This window comes from Jiella sp. M17.18 (assembly GCF_041027365.1).
Classification (GTDB): domain Bacteria; phylum Pseudomonadota; class Alphaproteobacteria; order Rhizobiales; family Rhizobiaceae; genus VKMB-3413.
In genome coordinates, this window is the sequence record NZ_JBFTEH010000002.1 from 44,329 (window position 1) to 66,752 (window position 22,424).

Annotated in this window: 23 protein-coding genes; 10 read left to right on the top strand and 13 right to left on the bottom strand. The window is 67.7% G+C overall.

Going from position 1 to position 22,424, the window contains the following annotated elements:
* Positions 1–60: 60 nt before the first annotated feature.
* The gene (locus AB5S17_RS03580; protein WP_369236244.1) at positions 61–1,098 is read right to left on the bottom strand and encodes an NADP-dependent oxidoreductase; all 1,038 of its coding nucleotides are present in this window, start codon (positions 1,096–1,098) and stop codon (positions 61–63) included.
* Between the two features lie 73 nt (positions 1,099–1,171).
* Positions 1,172–2,392, bottom strand: coding sequence for an alanine racemase (locus tag AB5S17_RS03585; RefSeq protein ID WP_369236246.1), 1,221 nt, complete (start codon positions 2,390–2,392; stop codon positions 1,172–1,174).
* A 200-nt stretch (positions 2,393–2,592) separates the two neighbouring features.
* Here AB5S17_RS03585 and AB5S17_RS03590 point away from each other — a divergent pair, with 200 nt between their 5' ends.
* A complete protein-coding gene (locus AB5S17_RS03590) occupies positions 2,593–3,861 on the top strand; it encodes an amidase (RefSeq protein ID WP_369236248.1) in 1,269 nt (422 codons plus the stop codon).
* Positions 3,862–4,295: 434 nt separating this feature from the next.
* Here AB5S17_RS03590 and metF read toward each other — a convergent pair whose 3' ends face one another.
* Together metF and AB5S17_RS03600 are read right to left on the bottom strand one after the other, a co-directional pair.
* On the bottom strand, positions 4,296–5,207 hold the full coding sequence (metF, locus tag AB5S17_RS03595; protein WP_369236250.1) for a methylenetetrahydrofolate reductase [NAD(P)H]: 912 nt from the start codon (positions 5,205–5,207) through the stop codon (positions 4,296–4,298).
* Between the two features lie 14 nt (positions 5,208–5,221).
* Positions 5,222–6,235 (bottom strand): ArsR/SmtB family transcription factor, encoded by a 1,014-nt coding sequence (locus AB5S17_RS03600; protein WP_369236252.1) that lies wholly within the window; start codon positions 6,233–6,235, stop codon positions 5,222–5,224.
* 132 nt (positions 6,236–6,367) lie between these two features.
* Here AB5S17_RS03600 and AB5S17_RS03605 point away from each other — a divergent pair, with 132 nt between their 5' ends.
* Together AB5S17_RS03605 and AB5S17_RS03610 are read left to right on the top strand one after the other, a co-directional pair.
* Positions 6,368–6,871 carry an SAM-dependent methyltransferase gene (locus AB5S17_RS03605; RefSeq protein ID WP_369236254.1) on the top strand — a complete coding sequence of 168 codons (504 nt, stop codon included), beginning with the start codon at positions 6,368–6,370 and terminating at the stop codon, positions 6,869–6,871.
* A gap of 4 nt (positions 6,872–6,875) precedes the next feature.
* Positions 6,876–7,244, top strand: coding sequence for a DUF2293 domain-containing protein (locus AB5S17_RS03610; RefSeq protein WP_369236256.1), 369 nt, complete (start codon positions 6,876–6,878; stop codon positions 7,242–7,244).
* 3 nt (positions 7,245–7,247) lie between these two features.
* Here AB5S17_RS03610 and AB5S17_RS03615 read toward each other — a convergent pair whose 3' ends face one another.
* The 6 genes from AB5S17_RS03615 to AB5S17_RS03640 form a co-directional block, all read right to left on the bottom strand.
* The gene (locus AB5S17_RS03615) at positions 7,248–8,243 is read right to left on the bottom strand and encodes an FUSC family protein (RefSeq protein WP_369236258.1); all 996 of its coding nucleotides are present in this window, start codon (positions 8,241–8,243) and stop codon (positions 7,248–7,250) included.
* Between the two features lie 87 nt (positions 8,244–8,330).
* Positions 8,331–8,957 (bottom strand): MOSC domain-containing protein, encoded by a 627-nt coding sequence (locus AB5S17_RS03620; protein WP_369236260.1) that lies wholly within the window; start codon positions 8,955–8,957, stop codon positions 8,331–8,333.
* Positions 8,958–9,102: 145 nt separating this feature from the next.
* Positions 9,103–9,723, bottom strand: a complete 621-nt coding sequence (locus tag AB5S17_RS03625) for a PQQ-dependent catabolism-associated CXXCW motif protein (RefSeq protein WP_369236262.1) — start codon at positions 9,721–9,723, stop codon at positions 9,103–9,105.
* 28 nt (positions 9,724–9,751) lie between these two features.
* A complete protein-coding gene (locus AB5S17_RS03630) occupies positions 9,752–10,660 on the bottom strand; it encodes a substrate-binding domain-containing protein (protein WP_369237373.1) in 909 nt (302 codons plus the stop codon).
* A gap of 64 nt (positions 10,661–10,724) precedes the next feature.
* Entirely contained in the window at positions 10,725–11,489 is a 765-nt protein-coding gene (locus AB5S17_RS03635) for a c-type cytochrome (RefSeq protein WP_369236264.1), read from the bottom strand.
* 187 nt (positions 11,490–11,676) lie between these two features.
* Complete coding sequence (locus AB5S17_RS03640; protein WP_369236266.1) at positions 11,677–13,524, bottom strand: methanol/ethanol family PQQ-dependent dehydrogenase; 1,848 nt, start codon at positions 13,522–13,524, stop codon at positions 11,677–11,679.
* Between the two features lie 661 nt (positions 13,525–14,185).
* Here AB5S17_RS03640 and AB5S17_RS03645 point away from each other — a divergent pair.
* Both AB5S17_RS03645 and AB5S17_RS03650 read left to right on the top strand, forming a co-directional pair.
* On the top strand, positions 14,186–15,127 hold the full coding sequence (locus AB5S17_RS03645) for a quinoprotein relay system zinc metallohydrolase 2 (RefSeq protein WP_369236268.1): 942 nt from the start codon (positions 14,186–14,188) through the stop codon (positions 15,125–15,127).
* 161 nt (positions 15,128–15,288) lie between these two features.
* A complete protein-coding gene (locus tag AB5S17_RS03650) occupies positions 15,289–16,140 on the top strand; it encodes a quinoprotein dehydrogenase-associated SoxYZ-like carrier (RefSeq protein WP_369236270.1) in 852 nt (283 codons plus the stop codon).
* Between the two features lie 128 nt (positions 16,141–16,268).
* On the opposite strand, the gene AB5S17_RS03655 is transcribed toward AB5S17_RS03650, so the two are convergent.
* Both AB5S17_RS03655 and pncA read right to left on the bottom strand, forming a co-directional pair.
* Positions 16,269–16,694, bottom strand: a complete 426-nt coding sequence (locus AB5S17_RS03655) for a hypothetical protein (RefSeq protein ID WP_369236272.1) — start codon at positions 16,692–16,694, stop codon at positions 16,269–16,271.
* 146 nt (positions 16,695–16,840) lie between these two features.
* On the bottom strand, positions 16,841–17,479 hold the full coding sequence (pncA, locus tag AB5S17_RS03660) for a bifunctional nicotinamidase/pyrazinamidase (protein WP_369236274.1): 639 nt from the start codon (positions 17,477–17,479) through the stop codon (positions 16,841–16,843).
* Between the two features lie 320 nt (positions 17,480–17,799).
* On the opposite strand from pncA, the gene AB5S17_RS03665 reads away from it, so the two are divergent.
* The 4 genes from AB5S17_RS03665 to AB5S17_RS03680 all read left to right on the top strand — a co-directional run bounded on the left by AB5S17_RS03665 (position 17,800) and on the right by AB5S17_RS03680 (position 20,404).
* Positions 17,800–18,042: a hypothetical protein gene (locus AB5S17_RS03665; protein WP_369236276.1), complete on the top strand. Its 243-nt coding sequence runs from the start codon at positions 17,800–17,802 to the stop codon at positions 18,040–18,042.
* A gap of 248 nt (positions 18,043–18,290) precedes the next feature.
* Positions 18,291–18,797, top strand: coding sequence for a hypothetical protein (locus AB5S17_RS03670; RefSeq protein WP_369236278.1), 507 nt, complete (start codon positions 18,291–18,293; stop codon positions 18,795–18,797).
* A gap of 636 nt (positions 18,798–19,433) precedes the next feature.
* Positions 19,434–19,586: an ABC transporter gene (locus AB5S17_RS03675; protein ID WP_369236280.1), complete on the top strand. Its 153-nt coding sequence runs from the start codon at positions 19,434–19,436 to the stop codon at positions 19,584–19,586.
* Positions 19,587–19,882: 296 nt separating this feature from the next.
* Positions 19,883–20,404: a hypothetical protein gene (locus AB5S17_RS03680; protein WP_369236282.1), complete on the top strand. Its 522-nt coding sequence runs from the start codon at positions 19,883–19,885 to the stop codon at positions 20,402–20,404.
* A 148-nt stretch (positions 20,405–20,552) separates the two neighbouring features.
* On the opposite strand, the gene AB5S17_RS03685 is transcribed toward AB5S17_RS03680, so the two are convergent.
* Positions 20,553–21,299, bottom strand: coding sequence for a GntR family transcriptional regulator (locus AB5S17_RS03685; protein WP_369236284.1), 747 nt, complete (start codon positions 21,297–21,299; stop codon positions 20,553–20,555).
* Positions 21,300–21,398: 99 nt separating this feature from the next.
* Here AB5S17_RS03685 and dctP point away from each other — a divergent pair, with 99 nt between their 5' ends.
* Complete coding sequence (gene dctP, locus AB5S17_RS03690; protein ID WP_369236286.1) at positions 21,399–22,388, top strand: TRAP transporter substrate-binding protein DctP; 990 nt, start codon at positions 21,399–21,401, stop codon at positions 22,386–22,388.
* Positions 22,389–22,424: the final 36 nt, after the last annotated feature.

Consider the following 22,424-nt stretch of genomic DNA (forward strand, 5'->3'; position numbering starts at 1 on the left):
ACAGCTTGGAAGGGGGGTGAGGTCGAGCCCAACTCCTCCACCCATCTCCGCCTTGCCCGCTCAATCCGCGGCGCCGACCTTCACCACCATCTTGCCGAAGTTCTCGCCCCTGAGGAGCCCGGCCAGCGCCTCCGGCGCGCTCTCCAGCCCGTCGACCACCTGTTCGCGATAGGCGATCTTCCCGGCCTCGACCCAGCCGCCCATCTCCCTGGCGAAGTCCGGATAGAGGTGGCCGAAGTCCTGGAAGATGATGAAGCCGCGCATGGTCAGCCGCTTCCGCAGGATCAGCCCCATCAGCCAGCTCAGCCGGTCCGGCCCCTCCGGCAGGCCGGTCGCGTTGTATTGCGAGACGAGGCCGCAGACCGGCACGCGCGCCGCCGTGTTGAGGAGCGGCAGGACCGCGTCGAGCACCTTGCCGCCGACATTCTCGAAATAGACGTCGATCCCGTCCTTCGCCGCCGTCTTCAGCTCGGCTTCGAAGCCTTCCGCCTTGTGATCGACGCAGGCGTCGAAGCCGAGCGTCTCGACCGCGTGGCGGCATTTCTCGGGTCCGCCGGCGATGCCGACGACGCGGCAGCCGAGAAGCCTGGCGATCTGCCCGACGGTGCCGCCGACCGGCCCGGTGGCTGCGGCGACTGCGACGGTCTCGCCTTCCTTCGGCGCGCCGATCTCCTTCAGTCCGGCCCAGGCGGTGAAGCCCGGCATGCCGAGGACGCCGAGGAACCAGGAGGGGTGCTTCGGATCGCGGCCGAGGTTCTGCACGCCCTTGCCGTCCGAGACCGCATAGTCCTGCCAGCCATTGCCGCAGAGGACGAAGTCGCCCTCGGCGAAGCCGTCCAAGTTCGAGCGCACGACCCGGGCGACGGTGCCGCCGACCATCACCTCGCCGATCTCCACCGGCCTGGCATAGGAGGGCGCGTCACTGAGACGCCCACGCATATAGGGGTCGAGCGACAGGAAGGCCGTGCGCAGCAGCATCTCGCCCGCGCCCGGCTCCGGCACGGCGGCCTCCTCAAGGCGGAAGGTGGAGCGGGTCGGCTCGCCCTTCGGGCGCTCGGCGAGAAGCAGGCGGCGATTGACGGTGTCGGTCTGTGGCATGGCGTTGATCCCTGGAAGTTCGGTGCCGCGCATCGGCGGCTTTGACCCCTGATCTAGTGCCCCGGCGATCGGATCAATCCGCCATCGTCTCCAGGCTCGCATAGCCCTCCGCCGCCCCGCCCTCGTCGAAGGGCGTCGTCACCTCGACGAAGGTGTCGGGATAGAAGCCGTTGAAGCGGGTCCTCAGCGACAGCGAATAGGCGCCGATATGGCCGATCTCGATCCAGTCGCCGGTGTCGACCGTCTCCGGCAGCCAGAACGGCCGCGACAGGATGTCGACCGAATCGCAGGTCGCGCCGCACACCTTGAAGGCGCCGATCTTCTTCGGATCGCCGGTGCGGGTCGTGCGCGCCGGGTCGGGGATGAAGCGGGCGGGCAGCGTGATCTTGCCGGTCCAGCTATCCGACAGCGACGACCAGATGCCGTCGTTGATGTAGAGCCGCCGGCCCTTCCGAAGGAGCACGCGGACGATCAGCGAAAAGGCGCGCGCGACGACCACCCGGCCCGGCTCGGCGACGAGCGGCATTTCGTCGAAGCCCCATTCCACGATATCCGAGCGCAGCCGCGACATGATCTGGCCGAAGCCCGGCATCTCGCGGACCTTGCGGCGCGGATCGTGGCCGTACTCCGCCGGGAAGCCGCCGCCGACATCGAGCCCGGCGAGCGGCACGGCGGCCCGGGAGCGCACCCAGTCGGCCGAGGCGAGCGCCCGTTCGTAGGTGTCCGGGTCCTCGATCTGCGAGCCGACATGGAAGCAGATGCCGGTCTTGAAGCCGATCCTGTTGCAGCGCTGCAGGAGTTCCACGGCATGGGCGGGCGCCGCGCCGAACTTCTTCGAGAGCTCGTAGGCCGCATGGCCCTTGGTCTGGATGCGCACGAACAGCGTGATCGTGCCGGGGTCGAGGTCGAGGGCCCGCACGATCCTGAGGATCTTGGCAATCTCGTCCTCGTGGTCGAGCGCCAGAACGCGGATGCCGTAGGTCTCGAGCGCCAGGCGGATGTCCGACTGCGCCTTGACCGGATGCATATAGAGCATCTCGGCATCCGGCTTGGCGGCCCGGACGGCGGCGAATTCGCCGGGAGAGGCGACGTCGAAGATCGTGACGCCGGCCCTGGCGACCGTTTCGAGCACCATCGGCTCGCCGTTGGTCTTCACGGCATAGGCGGTATCGCCCGGAAAGGCCTCCATGAAGGCCTTCGTGTCGGCGGCGAGCACGGCCGGACGGAAGCAGTAGACCGGCGCGTCGGGGCGCAGCGTCAGAGCGGCGTCCTTCGCCGTCGAAAATGTCTGCACGGATACCTCTCTCACCGCTCGGAATGGCCGACGCGAAGGCCACCTAGGGCAATCCGGCCGAAAGGCGCAACCGCTCCGCCGCTTCACCGGCGCCCGGCCGCAGTCCCCGAGGACGTCCATCGGCCGGCCGCAACGCCGCGCTTGCCCGCCGACCATCCTCCGCCCTATGCCGTTGGCATCGCATCCGTTGGAGACGTTCCATGCACGCAGCACCGATCTCGCTTGCCGCCCTTCTCGCCGATCTCGACGCCGGCCGGCTGACGGTTGCGGCGAGCCTTGCGCGGGCGCAGGAGCGGATCGATGCCGTCGACGCCGCGGTCGGTGCCTTCGTCGCCCGGGCCCCGGAGGCGAGCCTTGCGGCCGCCAACGCCGCGTCCGGTCCGCTGGCGGGTGTGCCGATCGGGGTCAAGGACATCTTCGAGACCGCCGACATGCCCACCGAACACGGCTCACGGATCTATCGCGGCCACCAGCCTCTCGCGGACGCGCCGCTCGTCGCCATGGCGCGAGCCCGAGGCGCGGCGGTGCTCGGCAAGACAGCGACCACCGAGTTCGCTTCGATGGATCCCTGCAAGACCTGCAATCCGCACAACCCGGACCACACGCCCGGCGGCTCCTCCTCGGGATCGGCGGCGGCGGTGGCTGCCGGCATGGTCGCCGGCGCCTTCGGCTCGCAGACCGGCGGCTCGGTGATCCGTCCCGCGTCGTTCTGCGGCATTGCCGGCTACAAGCCGAGCTTCCGGCTCTTGCCCACCGTCGGCATGAAGACCTTCGCCTGGTCGCTCGACACCGCCGGGCTGTTCGCGGCGGGCGTTGCGGACGTCGCGCTGCTGGCCGAGCGTATCACCGGCCGGGCGCTCGCGGCGCCCGCCTCCGCGGATGCGAGCGGGCTGACGGTCGGCCTTTACCGCAGCACGCATGACCACGATCTCGATCCGTCGATGCGCGAAGCCTGGGAGATCGCGGCGAGGCGCATCGAAGCCGCCGGCGCACGACTCGTCGACGTCGCCGAGCCCGAGGTGATGGCCGCCGCGCGCGATGCGCACGGCACCGTCCAGGGCTTCGAGGCGGCGCAGGCGCTGTTCCACGAGCGCACGCAGCACCGCGGGCGGATGGGGCCGAAGATCCTCGCGGCGCTCGACGCCGGCGCGGCGATCGAACCCGCCGACTACGACGCCGCTCGGCGGGCCGCTCGGCTCGGGCGCAAGGCTGCGACGGCGCTGTTTGCGAGCCTCGACGCGCTGCTCGTTCCCTCGGCCCTCGGCCCGGCGCCGAAGGGGCTCGGCTCGACCGGCGATCCGATCATGAACAAGCTCTGGACGCTGACCGGCAACCCCGTCGTCAACGTGCCGGGACTGCGCACGCCCGACGGCCTGCCGCTCGGCGTCAGTATCGTCACCCGGTTCGGGCGCGACCGCGAAGCCCTGGCGATCGGCGCGCTGATCGAGCCGTTGCTCGCGGCGCGCTGACACCTGTTCCTGCGGCGATACTGTGACAGAATGAACCGCGGCTCGGAGTTCTGCTGTCCGGCTCAGGACATTCCGCACGGATGTCTCGCACCTGCATCACCTTATGCGTCAGGTGCTTCGGACGCGGCAGTGGATTCATGCGCGCACTGCAGCAACGAATTCGCTTTACGAATGCAGGGATTTCATTAGCCTTCGGATTTGGTTCGAACAGGGAGCCGATACTATGGAACTGACGCGTTCGTTGAACCTGTTGATGATCTGCGCCGCTTTCGCCTTCGTCGTGGCGATGCTCGCGGGCTATCTTCCGTAAGATCGGATCCGACCGGGCGGCACCGCCCGGCGGGGCACAGACAACAGAAGAGCCGGAGCATCATGCCCCGGCTCTTTCCGTATCCTGACACCGTTATCGGGCGTGGAGAAGCTAGGGGCGGCGATCAGGCTGCCGCGGCTTCCGCGCCGGCTGACGCAGGCTGCCGCGCCCGAAGGCCGAGGATGTGGCAGATCGAATAGACGAGATCCGCCCGGTTCATCGTGTAGAAGTGGAAGTCGGAAATGCCGCGACGGGTGAGATCCAGCACCTGTTCGGCGCAGAAGGCGGCCGCGACGTGGCTGCGGGTCTGCTCGTCCTCTTCCAGCCCCTCGAAGCGCTCGGCAAGCCAGGCCGGGATCGCCGCGCCGCAGGCCTTGGAAAAGCGCGAGACCTTGGTGAAGTCGTGGATCGGCACGATGCCCGGGACGATCGGGATGTAGATGCCGGCCCGGCGCACCCGCTCGACGTAGCGCTCGAACACTTCGTTGTCGAAGAAGAACTGGGTGATCGCCCGCGTCGCGCCGTTGTCGACCTTGCGCTTCAACAGATCGATGTCGGTGGCGAAGTCCGGGCTCTCCGGGTGCTTTTCCGGATAGGCCGAGACGGAGATCTCGAAGTCGTCGATGGCGCGCATGCCGGCGATCAGTTCGGCGGCGTTGCGATAGCCGTCGGCGCGCGGCACGTAGGCCTGCCCGACGCCGTCCTGGCTGTCGCCGCGCAGGGCGACGAAATGCTTCACGCCGGTGTCGCGATACTGGCGCACGACCTCGTCCACCTCCTCGCGCGAGGCGTCGACGCAGGTCAGATGCGCCGCCGGCGTCAGGCTCGTCTCCTTCAGGATGCGCTCGATGGTGTGGTGGGTGCGCTCCCGCGTCGAGCCGCCGGCGCCGTAGGTGACGGAGACGAAGTGGGGCCCGAGCGGCGCCAGGCGCTCGATCGAGCGCCAGAGCGTCTCCTCCATCCTGTCGGTCTTCGGCGGGAAGAACTCGAAGGAGACGTTGATGCCGGAGGCCGGCAGCGCGTTGATCTGGCTCATGAAAGAGGCCCTTCTCAGCTGGAAACGGTTTCGCGGTCGGCGGCCGATCCGGCGACGAGGCGCTGCGGATCTTCGGCGATCAGGATGGTGACGGTCAGATCGCCGGTCTCGCCGCCGGTCGACACGAGATGGTCGGTGGAGAGCGGTTCCAGGCCGGCCGCCTCGACATAGGCGCGCAGCGTCTCGTCGGAGAAGCCGAGCCGTTGATGCGCGTGCTCGGAACGCAGGAACTCCAGCTGGTGCGGCGCGAAGTCGATGATCGCCAGCCGGCCGCCGACGGACAGCGCGCCCGCCGCCTCGCGGATCGCCGCGGCCGGATCGTCGAGGAAGTGCAGCACCTGATGGATCACGACGAGATCGAAGCCGTGCCGCTCCACCGGCAGGTGATAGACGTCGCCGAGGCGGACCTGCGCATTGGCGATGCCGGCGGCATCGAGCTTGGCCCTTGCGACGCCGAGCATCTCCCGCGAGGCATCGATGCCGACCGCGCGCTCGCAGCGCGGCGCGAGGAGTTCCAGCATCCGGCCCGTGCCGGTGCCGATGTCGAGCAGCGTGCCGATCCGCTTGCGGCCGAGAGCTGCGAGCAGCGCCGCCTCCACCTCCGTGTCGGAGGCATGCAATGCGCGGATGCGGTCCCAGCTTTCGGCATTGCGGGCGAAATAGTCCGCCGCGCGCCGGGCCCGCTGGCTGCGCACCGCCTCCAGCCGCTCGGCGTCGCGCTGGATCACCGGGTCCGCCTCGTCGGTCCAGCCGATGAGCGAGCGCACGAGGCCGGCACTAGCGGCATCATCGGACACGCGGAAGTACGCCCAGGCGCCTTCCTGGTAGCGCACCACCAGGCCGGACTCGACCAGGAGCTTCAGATGCCGCGAAATCCGCGGCTGCGACTGGCCGAGAATCGCCGTAAGCTCGCTGACGGTCAGGTCGAACTGCGACAGGAGGATCACCAGCCGCAGGCGCGTCGGCTCGGCGACCGCCTTCAGGGCGTCGACCAGCGGTTCGAAAGGGAATGTGCGGATGTCCAACATCACCAGGCTCGATCACGACATAAACATATCTTTATGTGATACTGCGCACGGCTGCAAGCCGGTTTTCGGCGTGCCGGCCGGACTCGGCGCGGCATCGGTGCCAACGGGACGAGTCGCGGAGGCGATGTGACCGTGTCCGATCCATCGTTCCGCGCGCCGAGGCCAGGCGAGAAGCGCTTCGATCGCGAGGCGGTCGCCTATGACGATGCCGGCCTTGTCTTCATCGGCCGGATCCGCTCGTCCTGGGTAAGCCGCGCGGGCTGTCCGAAGAACCGCCGGGCGGCGCTCGAGGCCGGCCAGCCGGCGGCAGTGGAGGTGGATGCGCCGTGGCGGGAGGCGCTCCCCGGCCTTGAGGCGGGAGCCTGGATCTTCTGCCTCACCTGGCTCGACCGGGCGCAGCGCGACCTCGCGCTGCAGGTGCCGCGCCATGCCGATGGGCCGCGGGGCACCTTCACGCTGCGCTCGCCGGTGCGGCCGAACCCGATCGGGCTCCATCTCGCGAGGATCGTCGGCATCGACCAGACATCCGGACGTCTGGAGATCGACGCCATCGACGTTCTCGACGGAACCCCGCTCCTCGACATCAAGCCGTATTTCGCAACCGTCGACTCCCCCTCGCCCGAGCCGGCCGGCTGATCCGGTGGCGACGGAGCGGCAGAAGCGGATCGCCCGCGCGCTGACGGCGACGATCCCCCGCGCGCCATTTCTCGACGCAGAGGCGATCCGCGAGGCGGCGCGCGCCAAACACATGCGGACCCTGTCACCGGAGGCCGCCGTCTGGCTCGCCGCCGTCGCCCATGTCCGGCACATGCACACCGACTACGACGCGCTGATGGACGAGGGCTACGACCGGGACGCCGCGCGCTTCTTCGTCCTCGACGACATCAACGCCGTGCTGAGCCAATGGGGCTCCGCGCGGCAGGTGACCGGCGAAGAAACGGAGGACGCGGCGCCGGGCGATGGAGAGCCGGGTGAAGACGCAGGCGCCCCGGACGAAGAGGCGGAGTGACGTTCAGTTGCCCTGCAGGGCGCGGAAGGCCTCCGGCTTCCAGAGATACAGGACGAGCCCACCGACGGCCGCCAGCGCGCCCGTCAGCGCCGCCGCGGCAGCCATCGCGGCGACGCGCTGGAAGGCCAGCGTGTCGAGGCTGGAGACGAGGTTCAGGAAGGCGAGGATCGCGACCGTCAACAGCGTGATGAAGGCCGTGTAGCTCATCGGGATGAGGCGGAAGGCGAGCGGCAGCGAGACGACTCCCAGCCCCGCGAGCCACCAGCTGCCCGGCGCGAGGCTTCCGGCGGCGAAGATGACCAGCGTGCCGATGACGGTCCCCACCACGCGCTGGACGGTGCGAGAGAACAGCGCGCCATGCGGCGGCAGGCACAGCGCGACGAAGGACAGCGGCATCCAGAAGCCGTGCCGGCCGAAATGATGCTGCCCGATATAGACCGACACCGTCAGGCCGATGGCGAAGATCACGCCGAACACCGCGGCATAGTCGGTGCTCTCCGCCTCTTCCGGCGGCAGCGTCTCGGCGAGCCCGCAGAGCCGGGTGACGAAAAGGCTCCAGATCATCGCGCCGATATAGACGACGAACAGCGTCTCCGGCTCGTGCATCGGCAGGAGCGGGCTCGTGAAGATCGCCCAGGGAATCAGCGCCCGGACCACCGGCCGCGCACGGCCGAAGCCACCGGCGATCGCCGTCGCGGCCGCCAGGCACGGCGTCACCAGGAGCGCCATGTCCGGCTGGCCGAGACTGACGAAGCCCGCGAGCCCCGTCGCCAGGACGATCAGCCCCGCAATGGCGGTGCCGGCGTCCTTGGAGGCGAGATGGGCCGGCAGCGACGCGATCAGCGCCACGACGCCGGTGCGGCCGAGGAGGAGCAGGCAGACGAGCGGCGGGGCACCGACCGCGGCGAGCGTCGCCGCCACGTTCTTCCAGGGCATCGGATTGCCGGAGACGGTGAACGTGTCCTTCAGGACCGTCTTGATGGAGGCGATCGGTTGCATGGCGGCTCCCCGCCAGGCAGTGGCGTGACCGGCGAAGATGGAGCGGCGCGTCGATGCGGCGAGAGGCGTGCGCCGCGCCGCGCTCGCTCATCCGGCGGAATAGATCCATTGTTCGGGGATACGCGCCTCGAACCTGTCGTCTCCGCCGATCGCGCCCGGCCGCTCGACATAGGCGACGAGGCCGCGGCGGCGGCGGGCGCGCTTGACGAAGTCGAACTCGATCTCGGCCCGGCCGGTCTTCTCTGCGACGGCGCGGCCCGCAACGCGGCAGGGCGCGTTGTCGCCGTCGACCTTCAGCACCGCCCCCGAAGCGAAGAACAGGAGCGTGCGGGGCGGCAGCAGCGAGAGCTGCGGGATGCCCTCGACGAGGAGATTGCCGCCGAGCCATTCCGGCGCAAGCCGCTCCACCCCGAGGTCGCACGCCAGCGCCTGAAGCTCCTCCGCAGAGAGAATCGACAGCTGACGGTCGTTGCGGATCTCGGTCCCGCGGGGATACCAGGGTTCGCGCCCGCCCGAGCGCCGCGTGGCGCCACTGTGGCGATCGCCGGGGATGCCGTCGAAGCCGAGCTCCAGACTCGCGGCCGGTCTCGTCTCGAAGCCGCGGCCATGCGCGGCGTAGAGGCCGAGGACACGGCCGGCGATCCGCCGCCCCGGGCGGATCTCCGGTGGCTGCGGTGCGGCAGCGTCGTCCAGTCGGTCGAAGAGCGTGCTCAACGGGGTTTGGGCCTCGGCTGCCGTGCCGCGCGAGCGAGAGGAAGTCCCCTCTCCCCCTCGCCGGCCACTGGCATGGTCACTCGGAGAACGAAGGATGGGACGGCCGACGATGCAAGGCAAGCCGCCGGATCGCTGCCGGTCGCGCCTATTCGTCCGGACGCGGCTGCGGCTCGTTCGGCTGCAGCGCGTATCCCGCCTCCGCCCAACCGTTCGTGCCATCGGGATACCAGTCGACGCTGGTGTACCCGGCAGCGATGGCGCGCCTGGCGGCATTGTAGCTCATCCAGCAGTGCCGCTTGCAGTAGAAGACGATCGGCCGGCTCTTGTCGCCTTTCGTCGCCCTCTTCAGCCCGTCGAGGAAATAGGCCTGCATCGTCGGCGCGAGCGCGCCGTAGCCGGTGTCGACCAGCCAGATGGAGCCGGGAATGTCCTTGCGGGGCTCGGGACGCCAGATCGTCCCCTTCGGCAGGCCCTTCGGCTTCGGCGCGCGCGGCAGCACGTCGATGAAGGGGACGCCCGCATCGTGCAGCCGTTTCGCCTGCGCCGTGTCGAGCACCCGCCCGCCGGTCAGCGTCGACGGCGTCGGACCCTTGTAGTCCTGCATGCGATAGCCGCTCGGCTCGGGAACGGACCGTGGTACCGGGGATGGCGTCGCGGCATGCGTCGCCTCTTTCGCCGCGCCGGCGGACGGGGCGGCAGCAGCGGCAACGGCCAGAAACACGGCTCCGGTGATCGACACCGCCTGGCCGGGCCGGCGAAGCCTCACGATCCTGGTCCTCGCCACCCGCTCGACCTCATCCGTTCCCCGGGGCCGGCTTGGCCTCGGTCGAAGCCGGCGAAGCGGCGGCGGGCGTGGCGGGTTTCATCGTCTCGGGACCGGGCGCCGCCTGCGGTGTCTTGCCGTTCTTCGACAGGATCGGCTTGTCCTGCTCGGTCAGGAGCGGAACGCCATAGGACAGCAGAATCTCGTTGATCGCGTCCTGGTTCTCGGCGATCACCCGGTTCAGCGTCCGCTTCCACTGCTGGTCGGTCGGTCGGACGCCCATGGTGATGCGGAAGACGGTCGCCGGGCCCTTCACCGTCTCGTGCGTCAGCGGGACGACGGCGTAGTTCTTGCCCGACTGCTTGGCATAATAGCCCGCCATCGGCCCCCACAGCACGGCCGCATCGATGACGCCCTTGCCGAGGTCGTCGATCATCGCCTTGGCGGAATTGTCGATGCGCGTGTCGATCACGAGGGGATAGGACTTGGCGTCCGCGATCAGCCCCGCCTTCGCTAGATAGGTGGCGGGCGGCGTCCCGGCGACGATACCGATCTTCTTGCCCTTCAGCTTCGGATCCTCGAGCGTCGTCACTCCCGCGAGGTCACCGCCCTTCGGATAGACCAGCGTATAGGCCGTCCGGTAGTAGGCGTTGGTGTTCTGGACGAGTTCGTCGCCCTGCGGATAGCTCATGATGACGTCGCAGAGATTGGCTCCGAGCGTCATCCGCACGAAGCCGGTGGCCTGCGGGAAGTAGGTATAGGCGACCGACTTGCGGCCGAGCTTTCCCGCCAGGAACCGCGCCAGCGCCTGTTCGAAGCCCTGCTCCTTCTGGTTCGAATACGGCATGTTGTTGGGATCGGCGCAGACCCGGAGAACGTCCGGATCCACGAGCTCGATCTCGCCGCCGAATTGCCGGTCGACCTGAGCCGAGGCTTGCATGGGAACGGCGAGCGCAAACGCGCCCGCAATCCCGAGGAGAAGCTTCGAAAGGGCTGTCGTCATGTCAGAATCCTAGGCAGGAATATTCCTGTTTCTGAGCCTCCTTGTTGGCGGCGTGCGGCTTCGGCTCGCCGCGCGGCACGACGCCGTCGGCCCGGCCCCGCAGATAGATGTAGATCGCATCGAGCGAGCACATCACGTTGGGGTCGTTGCCCCAGGCCGGCATGACCGAATTGCCCGACGGGTTCCACTTGTTCTTCTGGCCGCCGACGACGATACCGGCGAAATCGTAATAGCTCAGATTCGTCAGCTGGTCGGTGAGGTTCGGCGCGAAGGAGGAGCCGAGGCCGTCGGGACCGTGGCACTGCATGCAGTTCGCCATGAACTTCTTGTAGCCGCGCCAGGTGTACCAGTCGAACTTGCCGTCGGCAGAGATGTCGTAGGTGGGGTTGCCCGCCGGGTCCTTGGCCTCGCCGAGATCGCCGACGGTCGGGAAGTTGCCCTCGGTGGCGGTGTCCTTCGACGGCGACTTGTCCGGCTGCATGGTCTTGACGTCGGACATCTTCTTCTGGTCCGAGCCGGCAGAGGCCTGGCCGGACGCATCCGAGGACGACGTCGCCGCCTGTCCGGTCGCCGCAGCGCCCGCACCCTGGCTCGCCTGGTTCCCCTGGCTGGTCTGACCTGTCGCCGCCGGCTGAGCTGCCGCGCCCTTGGTCCCTGCATCGGCGGACTGGCCGGCCGGAACGATCGTCGTGCCGCCCTGGGCGAGAGCCAGACCGGTCGTCGAAAGAAGGACGGCCGCGGCGAACGCGTACAACTGTTTTGACATTCAAACCTCGTGGATCGTGCAGGTCCGCGCCTGCCCTGGCCGGAACCGGAATCGTGAGCTGCGGGACGGGGGCGGACGGCCCGCCGTTCAAGACGAGAGCCCGGCGTCGAGGTCGTGCCTGACAGCGGGCCCTCTGAACATCGAAGGCCGGCGCCTCCTTTCGGGCGGCGCCGGCCGTCGCCTGGCGTTACTTCGAAGCCGTCTGGTCGGGGACGGTGAAGACCGTCAGCTGACCGCCCAGCGCAGTGTACTTCGACAGGGCCGCATAGCCGCCGACGGCGCCGAGGCCGGCATTCGGATCGGTGAGGCCCGCAGCGAGGCCGATGCCCGCCCAGCCGCCGACGCCGGAGAGGATGCCGACATATTCCTTGCCGTTGTGCTGATAGGCCATGACGTTGCCGATGATGCCCGACGGGGTCTTGAACTTGTAGAGTTCGTTGCCCGTCTTGGCGTCGACCGCCTTCAGATAGCCTTCGAGCGTGCCGTAGAAGACGACGCCGCCCTTGGTGGCGAGGGCGCCCGACCAGACCGAGAACTGCTCGGGCAGCGACCAGACGATCTTGCCCTGGTCCGGATCCCAGGCGATGAAGTTGCCCATGCCGCCATGGCTGTTCGGCGCGGGATACATCGACAGGGTCGCACCGACATAGGGCTGTCCGGCCGTGTAGGCGACGCGGAACGGCTCGTAGTCCATGCAGACGTGGTTGGTCGGCACGTAGAACAGCTTGGTGTCCGGCGAATAGGCCGCCGGCTGTTCGTCCTTGGTGCCGAGCGCCGCCGGGCAGATGCCGGTCGTGTTGTTGTCCTCGCCGTTCGCCTCGGTCGAGTACTTCTCGTTGACGAGCGGCCGGCCGTAGGTCTTGGAGTTCGGATCCATGTCGACCTTGGAGGCCCAGTTCACCGCCGGGTCGTACTTCTTGGCCATCAGCAGGGCGCCGGTCTTGCGGTCGAGCTCGTAGACGAAGCCGTTGCGGTCGAAGTGGACGAGGCCCTTGTGCTGCTTGCCGTCGACGGTGATGTCCGCGAGGATCATCTCGTTGACGCCGTCATAGTCCCACTGGTCGTGCGGGGTCATCTGATAGACCCACTTCGCCTCGCCGGTATCGAGGTCGCGGGCGTTGATGGTCATCGACCACTTGTTGTCGCCCGGACGCTGCGCCGGGTTCCAGGTCGAGGGGTTGCCCGAGCCGTAATAGACCATGTTCAGGTCCGGGTCATAGGCGATCCAGCCCCAGGTGCCGCCGCCGCCGATCTTCCACTGATCGCCCTTCCAGGTCTTCAGCGAGGAGTCCTTGCCGACCGGCTTGCCGAGTTCGGTGGTCTTCTGCGGGTCGATCAGCATCTCCTTGTCGGGGCCGGTCGAGTAGGCCTTCCAGGCTTCCTTCCCGTCCTTCAGGTTGTATGCCGTCATGCGGCCGCGCACACCGAACTCGCCGCCGGAGATGCCGACCAGGACCTTGTCCTTGATCACGTAGGGCGCCGCGGTCCCGGTCTCGCCCTTGGACGGGTCGCCGTTCTTGACGGACCATACGACGTCGCCGGTGTCGGCGTTCAGCGCCACCAGCGTCGCATCGGCCTGGTCGAGGATGACGAGCGCCGGATGGCCGTCACCGGCCGGGGCATAGGCGACGCCGCGGTTGACCGTGTCGCAGCACATCACCGGAATGACGTTCGGATCCTGCTTCGGCTCGTAGCGCCACTTGATCGCACCGTCGTTCTTCAGGTCGAGCGCGTAGACGATGTTCGGGAACGGCGTATGGACATACATCGTGTCGCCGATCACGAGCGGGTTGCCCTCGTGGCCGCGCAGGACGCCCGTCGAGAAGGTCCAGGCGGGGACCATGTTCTTGACGTTGTCCTTGTTGATCTGATCGAGCGAGGAATACCGCCAGTTCGCGTAATTGCCCGTCGGCATCACCCACTGCGAGGCGTCCTGCGCCATCTCCTGCAGATTGGTGTCCGCCGCCGAAGCGGAGGCGGCGAAGCCGACGATCATCGTCGTGGCGAGCGCTGCCTTCGTTAGTGTCCTGAGCATCAACTGTCCTCCCAAAGGAACTGATTGGTGGTGCCTGCCGATCGGTGACCGACGAACATCATTCCATCTGTACGGGGGAAGGTTTCCGGCAGCGTGTCACGACCGCCAATAGGGGTCTAGGTGGGCACCGTTGATGAATCGCCCTACCGAGGCCTTCGAAAACCGGGGTGCTCCCAACACCCGCGATCTTGAAGCCGGAAACCATGACACGACCCTAGATCGGGAAGTTTTCCTGCGCAAGCTCGGAAAAGGAGATTTTCTGGTTGCACTGCACAAATTCGAGTGTGCAAGGCAATATCCATCAAGTTGACGATCGCCGTTACCTCCCGCGGGCGAAATATCCGACGAGAATATCCTCTCCTCCCTTGGTCGAAATCTGGCAAAGCGTGCGAGTATTCGCCCCCGCTCCGAACGGAGGAACGGTTCGGCAGCTTCACGCGCCCGCAAATGTGACGAAATTTTCCTCACCAGGACGGTGCGCCTGCACGGCGCCTGAGAGGGAGGATCTTGCTGGTTCTCTTTCAGCGCAACTTTCGCAGCCGGTCGTCGGGGCCAAGCAATACATAACTGCCACTGGCATGGCGGCGACTTGACGTCAGGGCGGGCGCGTGCGGTTCAATAGGCTGATGTCGCAGCAAGATCTCCCTCCGCGGACGAGGACATGAGCGTGTCGCGCCTCCTGATCGCCCTTTGCGGGCTCCTTGCCTGCTTCGCCGGCGCGCGGGCAGCGGAATCACAAGGCCCCGACCCCCTCGCCTTCTCCGAGGTCGCGCCCGGCGTCTATGTCCATCACGGCCATGTTGCCGTGCAGTCGGCTGACAACGGCGGCGACATCGCCAATATCGGCTTCGTCGTCGGGGCCGACGCGGTCGCGATGATCGACAGCGGCGGCAGCGTCGCCGAGGGCAAGGCGGCCCTCGCAGCGATCCGGGCCGTGACGGACAAGCCGGTCCGCTGGCTGATCGACACGCACATGCATCCCGACCACATCTTCGGCAACCAGGTGTTCAAGGCAGCCGGGGCGACGATCATCGGCCATCGCCGGTTGCCGGCGGCGCTGGCTGCTCGTGCCAAGTTCTACAAGCAATCGATGCGCGACCAAATGGGCGCCGCGCTGGTCGACCCGGTGGTCGTGACCCCGCCGGACGAGACCGTGCCGGACGAGCGCGTGATCGATCTCGGCGACCGGAAGCTCACGCTGAAGGCGTGGGGCACGGCGCATACCGACAACGACCTGACGGTGTTCGACCAGAAGACGAAGACGCTGTTTGCCGGCGATCTCGTCTTCCTCGACCACATCCCGGTCATCGACGGGTCGATCAAGGGCTGGCTGGCGCAGCTCCCGGCGCTGACAGCGACCCCGGCGGAGCGGGTCGTGCCCGGCCACGGACCGGTGAGCGCTCCCTGGCCGCAAGCGCTGGCACCGGAGAGCGAGTATCTGAAGACGCTCGCCGCCGACGTCCGCAAGGCGATCGCCGACGGCGTGCCTCTGTCCGAGGCGGCGCAGACGGCCGGGCAGAGCGAATCCGCGAAATGGAAGCTGTTCGGCGACTACAACGCCCGCAACGCGACCGCAGCCTATGCCGAGCTCGAATGGGAGTGACGGCGACCGGGGCTCCGGGCGCTTCGACCGCAGGCGGCATCAGCCGGAGTTGATCGCGGGACCGCTTGCCGCTGCCGGGCGGCGGCGTCACATAGAGGAGACGGAACGGTGACCGGCCAGCGTGCCATCGACGGATCCGCGCATCTTGGGAGGATGACGACATGTTCCAAAAGCTTCGGCGCGGCACGGCGCCGCTCGCGGTCCACGCTGCGAGTGCCCTCGTCCTGACTGGTCTGTCGCTCGCTGCGGCACCGGCGCTCGCCGATGCGGCGAAGGCAACGCCGCAGGAGGCCGCGGCCAGCAGCGATTCGGCCTGGACCGGCCTGAAGAAGGATCTCGTCGGAGACCACGCCCTCGTCGAAGGCACCGACGCGGTGACGCTCGACGCGCCGCATCGCGCCACCGATCCCGCCATCGTTCCGATCAAGCTGACGCTCGACCCCGCCAAGCATATCCGCAAGGTGACGCTGGTGATCGACGAGAATCCGGCGCCCGTCGCCGCGACCTTTCACCTCGCCGAGGGCGCCGGCATCAGCGAGTTGTCCACCCGCGTGCGCGTCAACGCCTACACCGACATCCACGCCATCGCCGAGGCGGCGGACGGGACGCTCTACGTCACCAAGAAGTTCGTGAAGGCGGCGGGCGGCTGCGCGGCGCCTTCCGCCAAGGATCCCGAGGCGGCAAAGCGCGACATCGGCAAGATGAAGCTCAGGGAGTTTCCCACAGATCAGAAGGGCGTCCGCGAGGCGCAGCTGATGATCAAGCATCCAAACAATTCCGGGCTGCAGAAGGATCAGGTGACGCTCCTCTACATCCCCGCCCATTTCATCACCGACCTCGAGGTCGACAAGGGCGGCCGGAAGCTGTTCTCGATGGAGGGCGGGATCTCGATCTCGGAGGATCCGAGCTTCCGCTTTCGCTATGCGAGCGATGCCGCGGGCCCGTTCCACGTCAAGGCGAGCGACACCGAGAACATGGTCTTCGAAAAGACCTTTGACGGCAGCCAGTCCTGACAGGACGCTGTCGCCGCCGGCTTGGCACGCCCCGCGCCGGACTCACCGTCGCCGGGGAAGCCCGGCCGCATCCACCGCGGCCGCAGCCCGCCGGAAGTCGGCCCGCACGGGCGCCCGACGGGCCGCGCCTATTCGAAGCAGCGGACCTCGGCCTCGGCCTGCGCGCGCCTGAGGTCGCCGATCGCGGCTTTCGATTCGGCCCCGCCCTTGAACATCGATCCCTTCTCGCCCGCGACCTGGCCCATCGACAGGAAGGTCGAGGCCTCGACGTAGCGATCGTAGGGCACCAGCGAGGCGACGACGTCGAAGGAGCAGGAGCACTGCTCCAGCGCGGTCTGCGAATTGCCGTTCGTCGCCATGCAGGCGAAGACGTAGTCGGCGACGGCGTCGGTCGGATAGTCCGCGCGGGCCGGGTTCGGCGTCTTGCCGGGGACGATCGGACCGGCGCGCCCGGCCGTGGCCGGCCTTGGGGCGGACTGCGCCAGCACCGGCGAGGCGAGTCCCGCTGCAGCCATGAGCGTCAGGACGCGCCCGAGGGACATTGCTATCGTCATGTTCTTCTCCTCCCGCGGGCGCCGACCGGACAGCGCCTCCCGGCAACAAGTCGCGGTTCCGTCTCCAGATCCAGAGACGGGCAACCGCTCCACCGCGGGATTGTTGCACCCCGCACGGCGCAGTTCTCAACCCGACTTTTTCCCGATTAGGCGCTGGTAAACGCCGAGACCTCGGCGCGCTCGACGCCCGCCGCACGCATGTCCTGCCAGGCCCTTGCCAGGGATCCCTCCAGATCGATCGCCCGGCACGCGTCCTCGACGACGATCGCTTCGAAGCCCGCCCGCCTGGCATCGAGCGCCGTCCAGGCGACGCAGAAATCCGTGGCCAGACCGGCGATGACGACGCGGCGGACCTGCCTCTCCCTGAGATAGCCGGCAAGGCCGGTGGGCGTGCGGCGATCGGCTTCGACGAAGGCGGAATAGCTGTCGATGCCGCGATGGAAGCCCTTGCGCACGATCAGTTGCGCGCCCGGCACGTCGAGAGCCGGATGAAGCGCGGCGCCCGGCGTCCCCATGACGCAGTGGTCCGGCCAGAGCACCTGCGGGCCGTAGGACAGTTCGATCGTCTCGAACGGCGTGCAGCCATGGCTGCTGGCGAAGGATGCGTGGCCCGGCGTGTGCCAGTCCTGCGTCAGGACGACGACCGGAAAGGCCCGCGCCAATCGGTTCACCGCCGGGACGACGGCATCGCCGTCCGGCACGGCAAGGGCGCCGCCCGCGCAGAAGTCGTTCTGGACGTCGACGATGATCAGGGCGTCGCCGTCGCCATTGCGTGTCTCAACCATGCCGCCAGCATGCCATCACCGTCGCGCGCGGGGAAGACCGGAGGCCGGTGCCGTCCGTTTCCCGTTCCGGTCCCGCGGCACAGCCGTTCGCGACGCTGGCGGAGTTCGGGCCGGCATCCGTCGCCGAAGCCGACGGAAGTGGAACGCGAGCAGGCCGGCGCGAATTCTCCGGACGACACCACCGAGGAGAAATGTCGATGTCATCGCGCACACTGCTATCGCGCACACTGCTACCGGCCCTGCTGGTCCTTTCGGGTTTGGCGGGCCCGGCACTCGCACAGGCATCCCCGGCGACCGAGGGGTCCGCCGCGGACGATGGCATGGTCGAGGTCTCCCTCGGCGACTGGGGCGTCAAGACGCGGCTCGCGGCCGACCTGTCACAAGAGATCGGGGACATTCCGCTGACGGTATCGGTGCCGGCGGATGTGGCGAGCAGGGTGTGCCCGGTCGGCGCAGACGACCTCGAACAGCAGGTGGTGGTGAGCCCGACCCGCACCTGCACCGCCAAGTCGGCATCGCCCGCCTTGCGCGACGCCGTGCGCCGAACGATCTCCAGCCGCTGAGACGGCAGCCCCGGCCGCAGAATCGGGCGCGGCTTGCGGTGTCTGCTTCCCCCGGGCGACAGGCTCTTGCGCCACACCTTCGCCCGATTTTGCGCTTCACAGACCCGGCAGCGGCCGCCAAGCCTGCCCGACGCTGGATTCCGCGACTTCCACAGAGGTCTCGGGCGCTCTGCGGGCTGGCCGTTTCGCCCGCCGGGCCGTAAGCCATTGCCTCCGGTCCGGCCCGGAACGAACAGAACAGGTGACGGATGACACGCATTTTCTCGGCGCTGGCGATCGCCCTCCTCCTTTCCGGCTGCGCGACCTCGGACGGCGGGGTGGACGAGGCCGCCTTCCAGATGAACGCCTCGGCCGACGATGCGCACTGCCAGTCCCTGCTGATGCGGCCGGGAGACCTCGTCTACGCTCAGTGCCGCCTGGCGCTGCGCAAGACCTATCTCAACGACTACGCAGCGCGGAAGAAGGTGATCGAGGCGAAGTACGGCCCGATCGATCACGCGCTCGATCTGGCGCTGCGCAACGACGCCTTCTGCAATTACGACCAGAGCACCCAGATGGTGCTGAAGCAGATGTCGGATCAGGCCGTAGCCGAAGCCGCCTATGGCAACTGCTCCGACCGCCGCAACGAGCTCGACGCCGAATTCACCAAGGCGAAGGGCGTGCCCGGCGAGACGCTGAACGCCATGGAGCGTCCGATGATCATCCGGCAGAACATCCAGGCGGTCCAGGAAGCCAAGGACGTCATCAACGGCTGAAGCCGCAAGAGCGCCGCGGCGGCCTGCGGTTCGTGCCGGACCGCCTGCGCCTCCCCCGGGCGTATGAACGCGGGCAGCCTCGTGCCACGGCCGTGCCGCAGGTCTTGCCCGGCGGCCCGTGAACGGGCCCCTGTCGCAGGACCGCCCTCGCCTTCGAGCCTCGGCGACCCCGTTCGCGCCACGGGCTGTTCCGGCGGCCGACTCTCCGGTAACTTTCAAGATCACAGACGAAGATCTCGAGCCGCCATTCTTCTCGCTTGGAGCGTCGATGCTCCGGAGCATAAGCGCGTCTGATTCGTCGAAACCGGCGGCATGCAGGGCCATGCGACGCGCCGCCTCGCGGCAGATTACGCGTTTTCACGCAAGTTGAGGCGCCGGAACCACAGTCCGGCGAGCCCAACGCGGCGGCGCCCGATCTGACCGATCCCCCGGATTCCCGGGCTTTCAGAACCGCATCGGGCGAAGCGTAAGCATTCGTTAAGCTTGCCCGGGCAAGCTTCTGACGTTCGCCGCGGAGTGTGTCATTTGCGCACTTGCCGGTAGCGCCTTTAAGCAACAGGTTGCCGAAGCACCGGCCGCAAACGCGTCGGGATCTTGAACTGCGGCATCAACCGTCAGGCACTGATAGGTATTACCATGAAGAAAATCGTCATCGCATCGGTCGCGTGCTTCGCCCTCGCCACCTTCGCTGGTTGCATGGGCAAGGGCGTCGGCTTCGGCAAGGGCAAGGGCAAGGCTCCGGTTGCTCAGCCGGTCGTCGAGCAGCCGGCTTACGTCACCAAGGGCTAATGGCTCTTTGGTCTTGGGGGAGGCGTCACATTGGCGCGCTCCCCCAAGCCATCGCATACCCTATCTGATGTCCGGCGTGCGTGCCGGACTGACCGGTCGAGCCGTTTCGGCCCGGCCCCATCGAACCGGGTACATGCAAGCGCCCTCGTTCGACTCCCCCTTTGAAAGGCGAGACAATGGTTCCCCCCCTCGTCCGGCTTGCTGCTGCCCTGATTCTCACCACTGCGGTTGCCGGCTGCACGACCGGCGCATCGAATTCGGTCACGTCCGACGCTGCGTTCAGCGGTGATTCCTCCGTGCTGAAGCCGCTGGCCTATGCGTCGACCGGCGAATCGCGCAATCCGCAGGTCGCCAAGCCCTATTTCATCTCGTTCCGGGCGCGCACCGCGCTCAGCTACGGACATTCCTTCGTCATCTTCGGCAAGCTCGACGAGCACGGCCGGGTCCCGATGGATTCGCACGGCGTGCTGCGGCCTGACATGGCCGAGATCGCCGGCCTGCATCCGGCGACCTCGAGCAACGTGCCGTACACGATCGGCCATCTGCTGCCGGTGCCCTCGGAGACCGGCCCGAGCGACGGCGACAGCGAGCAGGAATACATGACGGCCCAGTTCACCATCCCGCTGACCAAGGCGCAGTACGAGGATGTCGCGGCCTATATCCACAAGCGGCAGAAGGACAGCCCGGTGTGGCATGCGGTCCTTTACAACTGCAGCGGCTGGATCGGCGAGATCGCCCAGCACATGGGCCTGAAGACGCCGAACTCGATCCTCTTCCCGAAAGAGTATGTCGAGGAACTGAAGAAGATGAACACCTGAGACGATCGACCGATCGCGAAAGACTGAATTTTAAGAGCCCGGTGCGCAGCGCCGGGCTCTTTGCATTGCGGGGGAGCCTCGCGCCCTGCGCCCCTTCCCGGCCCGCCCGCGGTCGGTCGATCAGATACCGGCGCATCGGCGACGCCGATCAGCGCGCCGGCGTCTTCAGGCTCGCGACGAGATCGGCGAACCGCTCCCCCTGCACCGCGACATGCGCCCGCAGCTCCCGCTCCGCCGCTTCGCCGTCGCCGCTTTCGATCGCGGCGACGATGCGGTCATGCTCGGCGAGTGAATCGCGCATGCGCCGCGGCACGCGCAGCTGCAAGCGCCGGAAGGTCTTGAGCCGCAGGTGCAGGCGCCGCGCCTCCCCCGCGAGAAACGCGTTGCCGCACGCCTCGTAGATGAGGTGGTGGAAGCGCTCGTTCTCATAATAGTAGGCGTCCGGATCCTGTGACCCGCCGGCTTCCGCGCAGGCCACCAGCGCCTGCCGAAGCGCCGCCAGCGCCGCCGGCCCGGCGCGGCGGGCCGCCAGCCGGCCGGCCATGCCTTCGAGCTCGGCCATCACCTCGAACATCTCGACCAGTTCGGCCAGCCCCACCTGGCGCACGAAGGCGCCGCGATTGGGAATGTGCTCGATCAGCCCGGCCGAGGCGAGCTGGTTGATCGCTTCGCGGACGGGCGTCCGCGACACGCCGAAGCGGGTCCCGAGCGCGGATTCGTCCAGCCGCTCGCCCGCCGAGAAGACGCCGGTGAGGATCTCCTGTTCGAGCACATCCTTGATGCCACCGGCCTTGCGGCCGGCCGAGCGCGATCGGGGCGCGGCGGCGTCGTCACTGCCGGAACGCTGCGAGCTGGGCGGTGCGGTCACGTCCGACGAGAGATCTGATGCACTCATGAGAATATCGTATACAATCAAGTTGACAGCGCATGCAACGCTGTGTTTGCTGACGGGAAGGCGCTTGGGAGGGCGCCGCCTGAACCTTGGGAGGAAGACATGAAATCGTTACTGCTCGCGGCTGTTTGCAGCCTCGCCCTTTCCGGCGGCGCCTTTGCCGCCGACATCACCCTGCGCGCCTCGCACCAGTGGCCGGGCGGCAAGGGCGACGTGCGCGACGAGATGGTCCAGATGATCGGCAAGGACATCGCGGCCGCCAATGTCGGGCTGAAGCTGCAGGTCTTCCCGAACGAATCGCTGTTCAAGGCGAAGGATCAGTGGGGCGCGGTGACCAAGGGCCAGGTGGACATCACCGCCTTTCCGCTCGACTACGCCTCCGGGCGCCACCCGGCCTTCTCGGCGACGCTGATGCCCGGCCTCGTCGGCAGCCACGAGCGCGCCAAGCGGCTGAACGACTCGGCCTTCATGAAGGACATCAAGGCGGAGATCGAGAAGGCCGGCGCGATCGTCCTCTCCGACGCCTGGCTCGCCGGCGGCTTCGTCTCCTCCAAGGAGTGCATCACGACACCGGCGAGCGCCAAGGGTCAGACGCTGCGCGCCGCCGGCCCGGCCTTCGAGCAGATGCTGGTCGGCGCGGGCGCCTCGATCTCCTCCATGCCGTCCTCGGAAATCTATACGGGCATGCAGCAGAACGTCCTGACCGGCGCCAACACCTCGTCCGGCTCGCTGGTCTCCTATCGCATCTACGAAGTGTCGAAATGCCTGACGGCGCCCGGGGAGAACGCGCTCTGGTTCATGTACGAGCCGATCCTGATGTCGAAGCGCTCCTTCGACCGGCTCGACAAGAAGCAGCAGGAGGCGATCCTTTCCGCCGGCAAGAAGGCGGAGGACTATTTTGCCAAGGAAGCGCCGAAGCTAGATAAGGAACTCGTCGACGTCTACAAGAAGCACGGCGTGAAGGTCGTGACGATGTCGAAGGAGAACTACAACGCCTGGCTCAATATCGCGAAGAAGACCTCCTACAAGGACTTCGCGGAGAAGGTGCCGAACGGCAAGAAGCTGATCGACGAAGCGCTGGCCGTCAAGTAACCGGGCCGTACTCACCGGGCGGGCCGGTCGGCTCGC

What these genes read in the sequence shown, in the direction of transcription:
- AB5S17_RS03580 (WP_369236244.1), bottom strand. Translation starts at nt 1,098, where the DNA reads ATGCCACAGACCGACACCGTCAATCGCCGCCTGCTTCTCGCCGAGCGC.
- AB5S17_RS03590 (WP_369236248.1), top strand. Translation starts at nt 2,593, where the DNA reads ATGCACGCAGCACCGATCTCGCTTGCCGCCCTTCTCGCCGATCTCGAC.
- metF (WP_369236250.1), bottom strand. Translation starts at nt 5,207, where the DNA reads ATGAGCCAGATCAACGCGCTGCCGGCCTCCGGCATCAACGTCTCCTTC.
- AB5S17_RS03600 (WP_369236252.1), bottom strand. Translation starts at nt 6,235, where the DNA reads ATGTTGGACATCCGCACATTCCCTTTCGAACCGCTGGTCGACGCCCTG.
- AB5S17_RS03615 (WP_369236258.1), bottom strand. Translation starts at nt 8,243, where the DNA reads ATGCAACCGATCGCCTCCATCAAGACGGTCCTGAAGGACACGTTCACC.
- AB5S17_RS03630 (WP_369237373.1), bottom strand. Translation starts at nt 10,660, where the DNA reads ATGCAAGCCTCGGCTCAGGTCGACCGGCAATTCGGCGGCGAGATCGAG.
- AB5S17_RS03635 (WP_369236264.1), bottom strand. Translation starts at nt 11,489, where the DNA reads ATGTCAAAACAGTTGTACGCGTTCGCCGCGGCCGTCCTTCTTTCGACG.
- AB5S17_RS03640 (WP_369236266.1), bottom strand. Translation starts at nt 13,524, where the DNA reads ATGCTCAGGACACTAACGAAGGCAGCGCTCGCCACGACGATGATCGTC.
- AB5S17_RS03645 (WP_369236268.1), top strand. Translation starts at nt 14,186, where the DNA reads ATGAGCGTGTCGCGCCTCCTGATCGCCCTTTGCGGGCTCCTTGCCTGC.
- AB5S17_RS03650 (WP_369236270.1), top strand. Translation starts at nt 15,289, where the DNA reads ATGTTCCAAAAGCTTCGGCGCGGCACGGCGCCGCTCGCGGTCCACGCT.
- AB5S17_RS03655 (WP_369236272.1), bottom strand. Translation starts at nt 16,694, where the DNA reads ATGACGATAGCAATGTCCCTCGGGCGCGTCCTGACGCTCATGGCTGCA.
- pncA (WP_369236274.1), bottom strand. Translation starts at nt 17,479, where the DNA reads ATGGTTGAGACACGCAATGGCGACGGCGACGCCCTGATCATCGTCGAC.
- AB5S17_RS03665 (WP_369236276.1), top strand. Translation starts at nt 17,800, where the DNA reads ATGGTCGAGGTCTCCCTCGGCGACTGGGGCGTCAAGACGCGGCTCGCG.
- AB5S17_RS03670 (WP_369236278.1), top strand. Translation starts at nt 18,291, where the DNA reads ATGACACGCATTTTCTCGGCGCTGGCGATCGCCCTCCTCCTTTCCGGC.
- AB5S17_RS03675 (WP_369236280.1), top strand. Translation starts at nt 19,434, where the DNA reads ATGAAGAAAATCGTCATCGCATCGGTCGCGTGCTTCGCCCTCGCCACC.
- AB5S17_RS03685 (WP_369236284.1), bottom strand. Translation starts at nt 21,299, where the DNA reads ATGAGTGCATCAGATCTCTCGTCGGACGTGACCGCACCGCCCAGCTCG.
- dctP (WP_369236286.1), top strand. Translation starts at nt 21,399, where the DNA reads ATGAAATCGTTACTGCTCGCGGCTGTTTGCAGCCTCGCCCTTTCCGGC.